The organism is Novosphingobium sp. 17-62-19, assembly GCF_002256775.1.
Taxonomy (GTDB): domain Bacteria; phylum Pseudomonadota; class Alphaproteobacteria; order Sphingomonadales; family Sphingomonadaceae; genus Novosphingobium.
In genome coordinates, this window is record NZ_NCII01000017.1 from 24,802 (window position 1) to 39,508 (window position 14,707).

The window sequence follows — 14,707 nt, forward strand, 5'->3', positions numbered from 1 at the left end:
GGCTTTGGCCGGGCACTCCACTATGCTACCTCTTTCAGGCGGAAGCTATTTATAGCGCGCACTGCAGAGTCTTTTGTGATGTATTCCGAGTCCGGCGCATTTCCATACGCAAAGCTCGCCTTTTGTGCGTTGAATTCTTGATCTGTCAGTGGCTTGGTTAGGGCCGCTGCGATCTTTTGCGCGAGTTCGATGCGTGCCGGCGTCGGACCCAGCATGGGCTTCCGAGCTGCCATATTGATCTCCTCTTGGGATGACCCAGACGGGGTGGTTGTGGGTCCCGGTGAATATGAGTCATGTCGAATCCGGGCGCAAGGGCGAATTTGTAACTGTCCATTATGTTATTGATGAGGCGTTAAAAAATCACTCCCACTCGATTATTCGGGCCTAACCCATCTATTTGATTTAGAACCATAAAAAATATTTTCGCGGAAAAACTACCGTCAGGGAATCTGGCAAAAAGCTACGCTTCGGAAATTTCAGGATAAATCGGCCACCGTTCGCGACATGCATTCTTCGCGATGTATCGTCTTCTATCGGACAGACTATGAGGCTGTCTGACCCGATTCATGCATCTCGGGGCGTCGATAAAAATACCGTCGAACGACCGAAATGCAACGCGCTTCATCGCGCGAAGAGCTCTGCAATCCGTACTCCGATCCGACGCCAACACCGGCCTCTCATCCGAGCGCCTGAGGGCCAGAGCTAGGATCCGCCCAGCGTGGCAGTTGCGCCAAGTCGATCAATTCTGCGCGTACCACACCATCGAGCGCTTCGGGGAAAAGCCGAACGACAGCCTTCCACACGGGGTGATCGATCGTGACTTGGTCATGCGTCTCCCGTGCATTGCGGACGATTTTCTGAAGCGATGTGCGTTCGCCAAGGGCAGCCGCGCGGGTTACGCCCAGAAACTGCAGGATCATATCTGCATAGGGCGCAAAGGCTGCTGAGCCGACCTTGCTATTCAGCATTGCCAGGAGAGCGCCGTCCCCGGAATGGCGGGTGATATAAACGACGTCGGAGTCCTGAGCGGCGCTATGCGCGATCGAACAGAGTATCGCGAACAGGCTGGCGAGATGCGCCTGGCCCTTATCCGCATGGGTAGCCCAATACGCATCTCTCCAAGCCGATAGGTCCGGAACGTGCGCGCGGACCGAGGCCCATGCGGGGGCAAAGCTCTCGCTATAAAACGGCGAGGCAGGCTTATCGCGTTGCGCCTGCTGGAACGCCTTCCACCAGCGATTGCGAACCTCACGGCAGTAGGTCGCCAGCCGTTCGCTGCGTCGATCTTCGACGAAAGCTGACCTACCCGAACTGGTCTGTAGATCGTCAAGACCGACGAGCCTCGGCTTTAGGTAGCTGCCCTTGCCATCTTCGAGAAGGCATTTGATGACGAGCGTACCGCTCGCGACGGATGCGGCCTGCGCGTCGTCATCGAAGATGAAGGCATTCCCGCGCTGCATCGTGATGACGTCATGGAATCCTTGAGGCAACGGCTCGTCGAGGCGCCGAAAAATCCAGATCAGCCGCACGCCCTCGCGCTCATAGTGCAAATGCCGGGCTGCGATCTCGGGTGCGAACGGCTTGGAAAGCTGCACTTCGAGCGCAAAGCGACCCAAGTCGCCCATATCGAGGAAAATGTCTGGAAAGCGGCCACGAGTGTGGATGGCAGGACGCAGGTAGGTATCGATCGCTGACGCTTTGCATCGTGGATCAGCCTTCGCCACCGCTTCGATAACCTGACAGAGCTGGCGATGAAGCGCCGATTCCTGGTTGCCTTGATATTGCGCGGCACGCGCGTCGTCCGGCGTGAGGGTGCCGCCATCGTACCAAGGGCAAGTCGGCGGACTATCGGGAAAATGGGCGTAAAACGGAACATGATCCCCATCCACCGCCTGCGCACGGATGAACACGCCGCCTTCGCAAAGTCGACACCGCGCCAATGCCGTATTCGGAGCCTCCTGACGCCGAATGTTGATCTGGGTACGCAGGTGCTCCCAGCTTTCGCGGGGCATCGCCATAAGGGTCTCGATCGGCACCGCGCCGCGCGGTAGCTCGAAATCGGCGATCCGGATGGTTCGCTGCAGGTCAGTCCCGCGACGCACGGCGCGGCGGCTCCCCAGCCTCGCCGTGGCGACGCATTGGTTTAACCGTGATCATAGCGGTTGATCCGCGCCAAACTCAAAAGCCCCTGCCGATCAACCAGCAGGATCTTCATCACACCTTGCTCGGCCGCTCGCTGTTTTGCCTTATGCATCAATTCGAGGGCGGGGAGCTCGAAGCCGCTGAGCCTGCGTGGCTTCGCCATCTGGGCTGTGACCGGACCAACCAGGTTCATTTCAAGTTCGGCGACGATCGATTGCCCAGCGCCTGTAGGACGGTCCACGTAGACCGCGAAATAGGGTTCGCCGGGCGCGATTGCCTGCTCATTCAAAAGAATCTCGGCCAACAACGTCCTCCCTCGATAGCGGAACCTTTATAGAACATCTTGCTCGACGAACAACATATGGGAATAGCTGACTCAACATTTTGCCAACCTGGAGTATCGACGAGGCTATGTCCGTTCAACGCCTGCGCACCATCGTGAATCTGTCGGTTCCGACCCTCTTCCGCCAGATAGCGGGCGGTCGGGTGCAGTGTGAAAGCGAAGCGACCTTGCAACTCCACCTTGGCAGGATCATCGCCACTGCTGCCGATCTCGAAATCACCAGCGAGCGCGAGACCTTCTCGGTTGAGCTGGAAAAGCCTCTACGCGGCGCCGGCGGCAAGCGCGGCCGCATCGATGTGTGGTTCCGGCTCACTGACGATGACGGTCGACAGTGGCGATGCGCGATCGAGCTCAAGTTCTTCAAGCGGAAGAACCATCGAGAACCCAACAATCGCTACGAGGTCTTCAAAGACATTGCGCGCCTTGAAAGTTGTGGTGACGTCGCGGATGTCGGCTTCATGATCGTCGCGACCGACCACCTGCACTACGTCAGCAACGAGGTGTATTCCCTTGCGACCAGCGATTTCGACTTTCGCAATGGGGCGACATACCAGGCTGGAAAGACTCTGACTTACAACACTGGCGGAGACTTCGGTCCGCCCATCACGTTAGCGCGCGACTACCAGTTCCAGTGGGCGGATGGGACGACTTCGCTACACTATCTCTTGCTCGAAGTGACACCAACGCCATGATCGCTCGCGCATGGCTGTCGATAAACGCATGAGTAAGAACCGATATGGCTGACGATATTCCTTCCGCAATCCTGACCGAGATCAAGCGCGTCGCCCGCGAGGAATGGCCGGGGGATCGGGAGATGCAGCAGTATACAATCGACGCGGAGACCACCGCTTACCGAGGGCTGGACGACCTAGATTACGGGGAGGCTGCGGACCACAAGCCGGCGATCCTCACGGAGGCGAAGGAATACCACACCACCTGGGAAGAGATTTACGGCTTTGTCTCGGAGGAGGTCGAGGCCTTCAAAGCCCTAGCCGCCCTCGCGCCCGATGACGTCCCGACCGACTTCATTGCCGAACACAAACGCAAGGCCGCCGCCGAGCATGACTGGTTCGCCATGCAGCTTGAGACGGTGGAACAGGCGATCGAGGGCTATCGCTACGTTCAGCGCACCCGCGCCAAGGTCGGTCCCATTCGCGACATCCTGGTGCGGATGGAGGCGATCATCGGTTCGGAGTGCTACAATGCCAACATCCAGAACTACAGCGCCTGGGGCGTCTGGGAGGGCGAAGGACGGTCGTTCCGATACCCTGTCACATACATCCGCGACGGCAAGGAGGAGAAGCGCAAGGCGCGCGTCGATGATCTCGAGCCCGAAGCGCTGATCACCGGCCACTACAAATTCGGCGCCAACGAGCTGAGCATTCACCGCGCCCTGGTTCGTATCGTCGATATGCTGAAGGCCGATTATGGCCTGACGATTCCCGCGCCCGAGGATCCCGCATGATTGCGGCGCGCCGTGTGCTGAGCCCACCAGCGTTCGTCCTCTGCGCCTTTGCCTTCTCGGTAATGGCGACGCCCGCCCGGGCGGACCCCTGCGAAGGTCGCCTGCCATCTCAGCCGGGGCAGCAGTTTTCGGGAACGGTCCGCTATGTCGGTGACGGCGACGGACTGTGCGTCGGCAATTCCAACGATCCAAACACCTGGATCGAAGTGCGCTTGGCGGACTTTGACGCGCCCGAACTCCACGCCCCTGATGGCCGCCTGTCCAAATCGCTCCTCGAGCAGGTTGCGTTCGGTCAGAATGTAGCTTGCGAGGCGCGGCGCGGGCGGCGTGGCCGCGTGATCGTTTTCGACCGGGTGATCGCCGTCTGCCGCGTCCATGGACGCTCGATCGGCGACCTACTCCGCGCGCGGCACGCGCCCGAAGGCGGCAACTGATCGTCGAACCTCAATCCAGAAGGGTCTAGGTCCAGGAGGGGAATGCCTTCCCCTGCGGTCGAGCCGACACGTCTCGCCCGACCCCTTCTGCGGGGAGCGCCCCGCAACGCCCCCGCGGTAACAACCAATCCTGACGGCGGAATCCATTCGCAGCGACGTGCGTTGTCTCTGACCGTTAGCATGAGACTCACGCGATGAAACCCACGCTTCAGGCACATCTGCTCGAACGGGCCGCGAGCTTCCTCGTCATGGCCGATCACGTCGCCGAACCTGAAGCCCGGCTTTGCGGAGAACCGCTTTTACAGAATGTCGGCTATGCACTCGAACTCGGGCTCAAAGCGCTCCTTGTTGAGCGGGGATGGGACGACGATAGCTGCCGCATCGAGGTGCGGCATGACATCGCCAAAGCCCTCGGCGAAGCAGCGAAGGTCGGATTTGTACCAGCGCATCCCGACCTTGCCGCCCTGATCGCCACTATCAGCCCCTACTATAAGCGGCACGGACTGTCCGAATTGGTGGCCACCGGCGGCTTGGCGATGTCGCCCGATCAGGCCTTGGCCGTGACGCGGAGCCTGCTTGATCAGGTCCGCGTGTCGGTCAGTAGGTAGCTGACGGATCCGCAGGCGCACATTAGAGGGAGAGGGCTGCGGCTGTCGCCGTGACGGGTTTTGACGGTCGAGAGAGGTTCTCTGGCCGGCCCGTCGCGGAGATATCTGCGCCATGATGGTCCCGAGCATGTGCTGTGTTTTGCGCCGACGCGGTCCGGTAAGGGGGTCGGCCTCGTCATCCCGACCCTGCTTACCTGGCCGGGCGCCTGTATTGTTCACGACATCAAGGGCGAAAATTTCGGACTGACGGCGGGGTGGCGCAACCGGTTCAGCCACGTCCTGCGCTTCGACCCCACCGATATCAGCTCGGATGCATATAACCCTCTGCTCGAAGTCCGCCGCGGCCCCTCCGAAGTGCGCGACGTGCAGAACATCGCAGATATTCTGGTCGATCCCGAGGGCGCACTCGAAAAACGCAATCACTGGGAGAAAACCAGTCACGCCTTGCTCGTCGGCGCGATCCTGCACGTCCTCTATGCCGAAGCCGACAAGACGTTGGCGGGCGTTGCCAACTTCCTTTCGGATCCCAGGCGTCCCATCGATACGACGCTGCGCGCCATGATGACGACTCCGCATCTCGGCGATGACGGCGTTCATCCCGTCGTTGCGTCGGCCGCGCGCGAATTGTTGAACAAAAGCGAAAACGAGCGATCGGGCGTGCTGTCGACCGCGATGTCGTTCCTCGGCCTCTACCGCGACCCTGTCGTCGCGCGCGTGACGCGCCGATGCGATTGGCGGATTTCTGATCTTGTTGATCGGCGAGACCCGGTCACGCTCTATCTGATTGTCCCGCCATCCGACATCTCGCGAACCAAGCCCCTGATCCGGCTGATCCTTAATCAGGTCGGGCGACGCCTGACCGAGGACCTTGCCGCCAAGGGACGGCGCCACCGCCTGCTGTTGATGCTCGACGAGTTCCCCGCGCTCGGTCGCCTGGACTTTTTCGAGTCGGCGCTTGCCTTCATGGCTGGCTACGGCATCCGCAGCTTCCTTATCGCTCAAAGTCTCAACCAGATCGAAAAGGCTTACGGGCCGAACAATGCGATCCTCGACAACTGCCATGTGCGAGTGAGTTTCGCGACCAACGACGAGCGCACCGCCAAACGTGTAAGCGATGCCTTGGGAACCGCGACCGAGATCCGCGATGCCCGCAACTATGCCGGCCATCGTCTGTCGCCCTGGCTCGGCCATTTGATGGTTTCGCGTCAGGAAACAGCGCGGCCGCTGCTCACCCCGGGCGAAATCATGCAGCTCCCGCCGAGCGATGCGATCGTGCTCGTTTCAGGACTCTTCCCGGTCCGGGCGACGAAGGCGCGCTACTATGAGGACCGCCAACTCAAGGCGCGACTACTGCCTCCTCCCACCGAACCGACCCAGCGCGAGGAGGTTGGCGCGCAGAGCGATGATTGGAGCGCGCTGGCGCCGCTGCCATTTGCGCCGACCGCGGCAAGGACCTCAGGGGATGATGCCATCGATGGCGACGCCGACGATTCTGCCAATGCCGGAATCCGGCGGGAGCCGGAAATTCCCGCGCATGAGGCAATAGCGCCGGAGACACCGCTGCCCGTGCGCGAGTTCGACGCCCTGGACGACGAACCTGACGACAACGCCCTTCGCGCTCAGACGCTGCAGGCGCGAATGCGTGGCATGGCGCGCCAGGCTTCTCTCGATCCTGATGATGGGATCGTATTGTGAAGCCGCCTCCCAGAATCAAACAGACATTCCGCCTTCCCGCTGAGCTGAGCCGGGATTTGGCTGACTATGCCCGGCGTCGGCGGGTCGCCCAGGGCGACGTGGTGCAAGCCGCATTGTCATCCCACCTATCACCAGACGGCGCCGACCGCCTGGAGGCGGCGCTGGCGAGACGGCTCGATCGCATGACCCGCCAGATCGACCGGCTTGAGCGCCACATCATGATCAGCAACGAAACATTGGCTCTTTTTGTGCGCTTCTGGCTGACGGCCGTGCCGCCGCTCCCCGACTCAGCCCAAGCGGCAGCTCAGGCAAAGGGCCGCGAACGCTTCGAGGGCTTTGTTGAAACCCTGGGGCGACGCCTCGCCAAGGGGCGCAGCTTCGCCGACGAGATCGTTCAGGACGTTCCGGCAACCACGAGCGCAGATCCCGACGAGGAGTGAACCGCCGTTTCCCTGCCATTGTACGCTACAGCCCTACTACGCCCTCAAGCCTATTGAATCAGTACGATATCGCCGCTTCTTGCTCGACCCGTTGACTGTCTCGCCTCCGGCGAGACGCGAAAACGGGACGACGTTCGTGACCACAGTTGCTTTCCGGTCCGAGAGTTTCGCACGCGGCGCACGGATGTTGCGGACCGCGCTGGGCGCCGACATCGCCGGGTATCTCGATGACCCGGGCGTCGTCGAAGTCATGCTCAACCCTGATGGCCGTCTGTGGATCGACCGGCTCGCGGGCGGCTTGGAGGATACCGGCGCGCGCATCAACGCGGCAGACGGCGAGCGCATCGTCAGGCTGGTGGCACACCACGTCGGAGCCGAGGTCCATGGCGGCAACCCGCGGGTCTCCGCCGAACTCCCCGAAACCGGCGAGCGCTTTGAGGGCCTGCTGCCTCCCGTCGTCGCCGCGCCCAGCTTCGCCATCCGTAAGCCCGCCGTCGCCGTCTTCACCCTGACCGATTATGTCGAGGCGGGGATCATGACCGCTGAGCAGGCCGAGAGCCTCCGCGCTGGCGTTTACGCCCGCAAGAACATCTTGGTGGTTGGCGGTACGTCCACCGGCAAAACGACACTCGTCAACGCCTTGCTCGCCGAGGTCGCCAGAACCGGCGACCGGGTGGTGCTTATCGAAGACACCCGCGAATTGCAGTGCGCGGCGCCAAATCTGGTCGCGCTACGGACCAAGGACGGCGCAGCGAGCTTGACCGACCTGGTTCGCTCGGCGCTGCGCCTGCGTCCTGACCGGATCCCGATTGGTGAGGTGCGCGGCGGCGAAGCGCTCGACCTGATCAAAGCGTGGGGCACAGGCCACCCCGGCGGTGTCGGCACCTTACACGCCGGCTCCGCGCTTGGCGCTCTGCGGCGTCTCGAACAGCTCATCCAGGAAGCGGTGATCACAGTGCCGCGCGCGCTGATCGCCGAGACCATTGACCTGATCGCTGTTCTCTCTGGCCGTGGCACCTCCCGCCGGCTCGCCGAGCTCACGGGCCTATCGGTCTTGCTCCAGAGCCAGGCGCTTAAACAAGCGCTCAAGCCCTATTGCGTCGGCGGGCCTTGGGGTCGTCTAAACTGAGTAGCAACCAGCTCTTCGGCCTTGGGTGTCGATAGAAGACCGAAAAGGTCCGGATAAATATGTTTTAGAGATGGCTTCATCCAACAGAAAAAGAAGTCGGAAAGATCAGCGTACGCAATGTTGTCATAGTACGGCGGATCGGTCGATATGACAGTTTTTGGCGGATAAATAACAGCTTGCGCATCACTTTGTACTTCGACGCCGGAGTTTCCAGGGTGAATATTTTCCACAGTCTTCCAGACCCAATCCAACATTGCTCCCCAGTTTCCGGAAGAGTCGCAGAATGGATTGGCTTCCGCATAATCCCACACCATCGGAAGCGCTTGGCGACCGAACGTGTTACGCATCTTTTCACCGGAGGAATGCCAGGAGCACAGCGACGACCAATAGTCGGCACATTTATCAACCGCAAAAGCCAGGTAGACGCTAACCGCTTCCGCGTATGCCTTGGCTCCGGTGCCACCGGAGCGAAGCGGGATCTTGTCATCGGCCAGCCCAGCAGCAATGGCATCCCGCTCGATGTGCGCACCGATCGCGTGGACAAGTTCGCTGAAGGTGAGCAGCGCCACCATTTGCCGATCGGAGAAAAGATGCCCCCACGTGGAAAGCCCATAAGCGGAACATACACCGCCCGTGATCATGGCCCGCGTAGGCGTGCTACCTGAGAGGAAGGTTTTCCAAGCCATCGGTGTCGCATTGCCACCGCCCAGCTCTTTGGGCAGAGTAACATCAGGATACAGATTACCAATGCGTTCGAGTGCTTGTTCTCTTATTTGTCGGCCATAGAACCGGACGTCCTCAGCAAGACCTTCCGCGTTGCGATAGTGATTTCGATCCAGAACACCTCGATGGACGGGACGACAATCTTTGTACCTCGGCGGGATTTCGATCATGGCCTTCCCGATCATAACCGCGACAGGATTCAGATCGCTACCGAAAGCAGGCAGCCCGAGACGCTGCGCCTCCAATGGAATGGAACCGCCGCCAGAGAAGGGATCGTAGATCGGCGGAAGCTCTCCGGCGCAGCTCTTTCTGATCTCAACGCGCGCCCGCTCAATAACCTCCTCGTTCGTCGAGTTCTCCCAAATCACCAGATCTTCAATGATCTTGAACAACCGCTGCCGTTCATTCTCAACCGCCTCGTCAGTCGAGAAGCGTTCGGGATCACTGCTGGGATCATCGACCATTTGTGCGAACAGCACAGCTCGACATGCCGCCAAAGGCCGTCGCGCCCACCACGGGTGAAGCGTCGAAGGCTGTCATCCAGGGCCGTCGATCCTCGAGTCCGGGGAAAAGCGGAGATTGGTTGAAGCGCTCTTCGCAAACGGCCGAAAGCGCGGGCAATCCTGAAAACGGCGGCGCCTGAACGAGTTCGGCCGGCAGCCGCTGGAGGTCCGCGGTCTTTCGTTTGACCCAGTCGTGGAGATGGCTCCACCGTATCAGCGTCTGCATACTGAGCGCGTAGGTCAGCGTTTCAACCGGCGCCCACTCCCCCATCAAGTTCACCCAGTGCCCGCACTCCTCCCAGATGCGGATCGGGTATCGAACCAGCAGCGTCCTCACCCGACGGCCGTCCTCCGCTGACAGCACGACGCCCGATGGCAGAGTCGCGAGCCACTGCATCGCGAGATCCACGAACGGACGATCTGCTACGCCGATCCGATGCCAGAGCGTGAGATCGGCGACCGACCCACGGATCAATGCTGCGCCAGGGACATCCTCTTCATCACCGGTGAGGAACACCGAAGGTGTAGTCACCCAAGCGCCATCTTGCGACAGGATCAGCTTCTCGGCCTTGAATACCTCCCTGATATTCTGGGCGTCAGCGGTCGAGCAGGTGTCCAGCATCTGGTCCAATCGCCGATACCATTTCTCGACCTCCTGAACCGGCGGCTTGGTGGATTTGGCAAGCGCGCGCAGCCGGTCGAGTAGCCTGGCAGGCCCGGTCGGCGATCGCCGAACACCAAGCAAATCCAAGAGGGGGCGTGTTGATTCTCGATCGAGCAGACCATGAACGAACGGCTCGACGTCGATGAGCGACTCTGTCTCGGACGTGCGGCGCAGCAGCTCGGACGGAACCTGGACCACATTGCGGGTATCTGGGAGGCACGGCTTGTCACGAAGTTTGAGCAGCCATTCGGACAGCAGTGGGTCGGATGTCAGCGATCGCGTGCTGCCAGTGGTGGCCACCTGCAGAATACGGGCGCTGGAGCACCGCGACCAATATCCTTCGCGTTGGCCAAGGATGCGGGCGGCCACCTTGGCCGACTACAAAGACGAGGAAGGCGGGGCCGCACGCCTCTCCAGCGTTCGCGATGCCTTCAACTCACCGTTCCGACCCTTCGCGCTGGCCACGACCTCCGTCGGACAGGAAGGCCTCGACTTTCACCCTTATTGCTATCGGCTCTATCACTGGAACTTGCCCGGAAATCCCGTCGATCTCGAGCAGCGCGAGGGGCGTGTCCACCGCTTCAAGGGTCACGCAATCCGCCTAAATCTGGCGCATCGGCAGGTCGACGTGGTGCGTGGGCGCGAGAGAGATCACGATGATCCCTGGCAGATCATGTTCGACGCAGCTCGCGCCGAGACCGAGAATGACTCTGACCTCATTCCCTACTGGATTTACGAAGGGCCGGTGAAGGTCGAACGCCGCGTGCCCATGCTCCCGTTCAGCCGCGAGGTCCGACGACTCGAGTGGCTCAAACGAAGCCTGACCGTCTATCGCCTCGCGTTCGGACAACCGCGTCAGGAAGACCTGCTGGAGTATCTTCACAGCCTCATGGGAACCGCCATGGCGGCAGAAGATCTCGCCGACCTGCAAATCCGGCTCCAACCGTGACGTCGCGCCGCTCAGTCGCCTTCAACGGCAAGTGCCTTGCAGCGCTCCCCGACCAAGGCGATCACCTTCTCCTGCGCTGTCTTGGCGGCCTCAGCCTCGGCCGCGAAGGCAGGTAGCTGAAGCCCCTGCGCCCGGTCGGCCACACGCGCGGTCAAGTCCGCAATCGCAGTCTCGGCATCTCCGGCGGATACGCCGATTGTCCGCGCCAGCGCGAGGAAGTCCTGGGGCGTCAGACGGTCATCCTTGCCGTTGAGCTTGAGCGCCATGCGATCGCCCCCCAAACCCGGGAAGACGCGCGTGGTGACGGCGTCGTAGAGCGGCGCGAAGCGCACGCTCGTGAAGGCCTTGGCATCCACCTCGGCGACTTTGAGCACAGCGAGGTTCTTGAGATGCATATCGCCATCGGCGATGAGCCAGGCGAACACGGCCCGGCGGAACAGGATATCGAGATCGCTGGCCGGATCGGTCGACAGCGGTCGTAGGCCGCGCGCCATCCGCTCGATCGTTCCGTCGTATTTGGCGGATGCTGGAAGGTCCAAAATGGAGCAAAAGTCCTCCATCGCCAGACGCCGCTGATCCGCTGGCGCGCGACGAATATCGAACCGCTCGACGACCAGTGCAGGCGACATGCCGTCGGGCATCTCCAGCAGCGCGGCGTCGGGCACATCGAACCCGGCCGAGCGGCCAAGCTCCAGGCAAAGCCACTCGACGACCGGTAACATCTCGAAGCCCGCCGTGCCGGCGGGCTTGAGGATATGGGTGAACGGCTGATCGATGGCCGGAACGAGGGCGCCATCAGGCATCAGGCTCATCGGCGCCTTGATCTGGACGCCCGACAGGCGCGGCGTTTCCGCGCGCGCGAAGATGCGCGCCAGGTTCTGCTCGAAGGTCTCCTCGATCTCGCCCCGGGCCGGACCGGCGTAGCGGCCCGTGAAGCGACCGGTGTCGATGTATCCAGCCAGTGTTGTCGTGAGAATGTCAGCAGGCAGCGCCGCCAGTTCTTCTCGACCCTCGACGATGACGATGTTCGACATATATCGCCGTCCGCGCCGGAGCGCCTCGCGTTCATCGCGTTCGTGGAGAACCTGCGCCAGCCAGCCCTCAGGAAGCAGCGATTCAATGAAGGCCGGCAGCTTGCCCGGCGTGGTTTCGCGCACGAGGGCCGGTCCCGCTCGACGCCCCGGCTTCCAGCGCCATTCAAATCCATCGTGGGTCAGCCGGCCGAGCGGCTCACCGTGCCAGGCGACGAGGAGATCGAGCGCTGCCTTGTTGACCGGCGCCTTGGCAACGCCCGGCTGAGCTAGCAGAAAGCGTTCGGCACCTTCGCCTTCGCGATACCATTCGTTCTCGCGCGCCAGCACCCAGACGGCGTCGGCTGCGGCTTGGGGCGTCCCATGTTCCTCCACCAGACGCGCCGCCATCTGCGCGCGCATGTCGGCGGTAGCCGCGCTCGCATGTTCGCTGCGCAGGCGGAACGCTTCGAGAAAGCGCTGGCGCGGCGATGAGGCGTCGACGCGCAATTCGCCCAGGTCGTCGCCAATGACCGCCATCGCCGTCGATGGATGCTTCGGCGCTTCGTTCTGGATGATCTCAAGCGTCCGCAACCGCGTGCGCTGGTTGCGGCGGCCGCTGATGAACAGCCGCCCGTCGGGCGTCGGGGCGAGCAGCGCCGCACTCGCCGACGACAGATAGGCGTTGGGATAGAGATAGTGCGCAATCCGGACCGCATGACCGAGGATCGTCGCCTCGATATCCCCTTGGTGATCGACGTAAACCCCGCGGACGAGTTGGATCAACTCACCGGCCTTCGCGCGCTGATGCGCGCGCTTGGCGTCAATTGTCTCACCGACCAAATGAAGAGCCATAGGATTATCTCGCGTCTCAGATGCGCGTTAATCCCACCATCCGGTTTCGCGTGCAAGAATTATCTCTCATCTGAGATGCGAGATAATCCGACGTGTAGAGCTATTGGCGCGCGCCGACCCTGAATGATCGGCGCGATCCAGAACAGTCATGCCGCGAACGGCGCGCAGCCAGCCCTATGACGACTGGCCTAGCGGGCTCCGAGCGGGTTCGCCGATCCCCGCCACGGGCCTTGATCCGTCTCTCGCGGCGGCTTCTCCGATGGTCCCAGCGTTTCTGGGTCCCGGTCCCCAAGCTTACGTTGACAAGGCGTTATCGATTGATCGCGCGAGATGGCCTGCATGATGGCTCGCAAATTCCCAGAAACTCCGGACGCCGCCCCGACAGAGATCCCTCGATCTCGGGCTTCGCGAGCTAGCGCTCGCTAAGGCCGGAATCAAAAAGAATACCAGAATGGCTTTTCAATAGAATGCCTGAGACTGGTTATACAATATCTCTTTCCAACGGTATTTTCCGGACAAATCTCGCGACGCATTTCTTTCGGATGGCCGCAGATAGTGCCAATCAGGAGTCGACAGCCATTACCAAGTAAATAGCAATAGCATTTGACAAGAAAGGCCTTTGCCGATGCTTCTATTTATATGAAATTACTAACGTCACGTGATTACGGCCGATCCCGTTTTGCAAGAAGGCCGCTCACCAGAGCGAATTGACGAGGAAGGCAATTCCCAAGATGTAATAAGCCAAGGAACTCAAAATGATCGGGAAGCAATGCGAAGGCGACAATCGCGAAGTTCATACCCTGTGATCAACGCGTTCCAGTTGATCTTCGGCGGTGCTTCCAGCGTTAAGTCCGCAATGCGCAGCAGGCGATCGAGAAAGATTGCGGTTTCGAGAATTGCGATGCTCGCGCCAGGGCATCGATGGGAACCATCACCGAACGCAAGCCCCGCGCTACCGACGCGCGCTGCCAAGGCGCGATCAGGATCGACTGCATGCGGACACGCGCCCACCGCCGCGACATCAGCGTTCGCCTGGCGGATATCGATTTTGAAAATCTGGCCGGTATTTGGATTCCGTCGCGAAAGCTCCCCGACGACCGGTTCGAGCCTAAGGATCTCTTCCAAGATGGCGATCCGCCCGGTCTCATCTGTGGCAAGGAAGCGTGTCCGAAGCTCCTCGCGCTCGAGCAAATGCCATCCCGCCATCGTGATAAATTCGCGTGTCGTCACCATGCCGGCTGCAGCGTAGGTCACGCACTCGGTAAGGATCGCGCGATCCGAATAGCCTTCGGCGATCAAATGCGAGATCACGTCTTCGCGCGGGGCACGGCGACGCGCGAGAACCGCTGGGAACACGTCTCGAACGTAAAAATTAAGCATGTGGATCTGAGCCCGCGCGAAGCGTGGCAGATCGAGGATCGACTTGCCGAGCGCGACATTGCCAGCCTGAAAAAAGCGTTCGAGCCGACGCGCCATCCCGGTGCGATTACTATCGGTAACACCGACAACCTCGGCCGCAACGGACACCGCCAGCCGCATGCTCATGTCGTCAAGCTTTGCGTGGCCGCGACGCTGCATGTCGCCGATTAACGCATCGGATTCACGTTCGATAATCGCACGGTAGCTGGTGTCGACGGTTTTGGGGGTGAATGCGCGGCGACAACTACGATGGCCGGTTGAGCGGCGACTATGATGGCCGGTAGGATCGGTTGTCTGGTCTGATCGTAGGGAGGGGCGCAGCCCCGAC

At 61.1% G+C, this 14,707-nt stretch carries 14 protein-coding genes and 1 pseudogene; 8 read left to right on the plus strand and 7 right to left on the minus strand.

Going from position 1 to position 14,707, the window contains the following annotated elements; genetic code table 11:
- Nucleotides 1–20 precede the first annotated feature (20 nt).
- From B7X90_RS04715 to B7X90_RS04725, 3 genes are all read right to left on the minus strand, one after another.
- Nucleotides 21–233 carry a hypothetical protein gene (locus B7X90_RS04715; RefSeq protein ID WP_292622217.1) on the minus strand — a complete coding sequence of 71 codons (213 nt, stop codon included), beginning with the start codon at nt 231–233 and terminating at the stop codon, nt 21–23.
- A gap of 444 nt (nt 234–677) precedes the next feature.
- Nucleotides 678–1,910 carry a hypothetical protein gene (locus B7X90_RS04720; RefSeq protein WP_292622218.1) on the minus strand — a complete coding sequence of 411 codons (1,233 nt, stop codon included), beginning with the start codon at nt 1,908–1,910 and terminating at the stop codon, nt 678–680.
- A gap of 233 nt (nt 1,911–2,143) precedes the next feature.
- Nucleotides 2,144–2,446 carry a hypothetical protein gene (locus tag B7X90_RS04725; RefSeq protein WP_292622220.1) on the minus strand — a complete coding sequence of 101 codons (303 nt, stop codon included), beginning with the start codon at nt 2,444–2,446 and terminating at the stop codon, nt 2,144–2,146.
- A gap of 107 nt (nt 2,447–2,553) precedes the next feature.
- Between B7X90_RS04725 and B7X90_RS04730 the strand changes: the two genes are divergently transcribed.
- From B7X90_RS04730 to trbB, 7 genes and pseudogenes are all read left to right on the plus strand, one after another.
- Nucleotides 2,554–3,177: a hypothetical protein gene (locus B7X90_RS04730; protein ID WP_011157808.1), complete on the plus strand. Its 624-nt coding sequence runs from the start codon at nt 2,554–2,556 to the stop codon at nt 3,175–3,177.
- A gap of 44 nt (nt 3,178–3,221) precedes the next feature.
- Nucleotides 3,222–3,950 (plus strand): hypothetical protein, encoded by a 729-nt coding sequence (locus tag B7X90_RS04735; protein WP_150411936.1) that lies wholly within the window; start codon nt 3,222–3,224, stop codon nt 3,948–3,950.
- Nucleotides 3,947–4,384 (plus strand): nuclease, encoded by a 438-nt coding sequence (locus B7X90_RS04740; protein ID WP_198527008.1) that lies wholly within the window; start codon nt 3,947–3,949, stop codon nt 4,382–4,384. The genes B7X90_RS04735 and B7X90_RS04740 overlap by 4 nt, the downstream gene beginning before the upstream one ends.
- 194 nt (nt 4,385–4,578) lie before the next feature.
- Nucleotides 4,579–4,992: a hypothetical protein gene (locus tag B7X90_RS04745; RefSeq protein WP_052149169.1), complete on the plus strand. Its 414-nt coding sequence runs from the start codon at nt 4,579–4,581 to the stop codon at nt 4,990–4,992.
- Between the two features lie 93 nt (nt 4,993–5,085).
- Nucleotides 5,086–6,687 (plus strand): annotated as a pseudogene (traG, locus tag B7X90_RS04750) (IncP-type conjugal transfer protein TraG); the annotation flags it as partial.
- Between the two features lie 56 nt (nt 6,688–6,743).
- The gene (locus B7X90_RS04755; protein ID WP_249042073.1) at nt 6,744–7,127 is read left to right on the plus strand and encodes a CopG family transcriptional regulator; all 384 of its coding nucleotides are present in this window, start codon (nt 6,744–6,746) and stop codon (nt 7,125–7,127) included.
- Between the two features lie 184 nt (nt 7,128–7,311).
- Complete coding sequence (gene trbB / locus B7X90_RS04760; protein WP_292622243.1) at nt 7,312–8,256, plus strand: P-type conjugative transfer ATPase TrbB; 945 nt, start codon at nt 7,312–7,314, stop codon at nt 8,254–8,256.
- Here the strand turns inward: trbB and B7X90_RS04765 are convergent.
- A complete protein-coding gene (locus B7X90_RS04765) occupies nt 8,220–9,458 on the minus strand; it encodes a hypothetical protein (RefSeq protein ID WP_292622234.1) in 1,239 nt (412 codons plus the stop codon). The genes trbB and B7X90_RS04765 overlap by 37 nt on opposite strands.
- Nucleotides 9,433–10,515, minus strand: a complete 1,083-nt coding sequence (locus tag B7X90_RS04770; RefSeq protein ID WP_292622236.1) for a hypothetical protein — start codon at nt 10,513–10,515, stop codon at nt 9,433–9,435. Before B7X90_RS04770 ends, B7X90_RS04765 begins: the two co-directional genes overlap by 26 nt.
- Before the next feature lies 1 nt (nt 10,516).
- Here B7X90_RS04770 and B7X90_RS04775 point away from each other — a divergent pair, with 1 nt between their 5' ends.
- The gene (locus B7X90_RS04775; protein ID WP_292622238.1) at nt 10,517–11,095 is read left to right on the plus strand and encodes a helicase-related protein; all 579 of its coding nucleotides are present in this window, start codon (nt 10,517–10,519) and stop codon (nt 11,093–11,095) included.
- 11 nt (nt 11,096–11,106) lie between these two features.
- Here the strand turns inward: B7X90_RS04775 and B7X90_RS04780 are convergent, their stop codons facing one another.
- Both B7X90_RS04780 and B7X90_RS04785 read right to left on the minus strand, forming a co-directional pair.
- Nucleotides 11,107–12,960: a type II toxin-antitoxin system HipA family toxin gene (locus tag B7X90_RS04780; protein WP_066489062.1), complete on the minus strand. Its 1,854-nt coding sequence runs from the start codon at nt 12,958–12,960 to the stop codon at nt 11,107–11,109.
- 750 nt (nt 12,961–13,710) lie between these two features.
- On the minus strand, nt 13,711–14,707 hold a 997-nt coding region (locus B7X90_RS04785; RefSeq protein WP_292622240.1), incomplete at its 5' end, for a cytochrome P450.

Coding starts and splice junctions, on each gene's coding strand:
- B7X90_RS04740 (WP_198527008.1), top strand. CDS start 3,947: ATGATTGCGGCGCGCCGTGTGCTGAGCCCACCAGCGTTCGTCCTCTGC.
- B7X90_RS04735 (WP_150411936.1), top strand. CDS start 3,222: ATGGCTGACGATATTCCTTCCGCAATCCTGACCGAGATCAAGCGCGTC.
- B7X90_RS04745 (WP_052149169.1), top strand. CDS start 4,579: ATGAAACCCACGCTTCAGGCACATCTGCTCGAACGGGCCGCGAGCTTC.
- B7X90_RS04730 (WP_011157808.1), top strand. CDS start 2,554: ATGTCCGTTCAACGCCTGCGCACCATCGTGAATCTGTCGGTTCCGACC.
- B7X90_RS04715 (WP_292622217.1), bottom strand. CDS start 233: ATGGCAGCTCGGAAGCCCATGCTGGGTCCGACGCCGGCACGCATCGAA.
- trbB (WP_292622243.1), top strand. CDS start 7,312: ATGTTGCGGACCGCGCTGGGCGCCGACATCGCCGGGTATCTCGATGAC.
- B7X90_RS04780 (WP_066489062.1), bottom strand. CDS start 12,960: ATGGCTCTTCATTTGGTCGGTGAGACAATTGACGCCAAGCGCGCGCAT.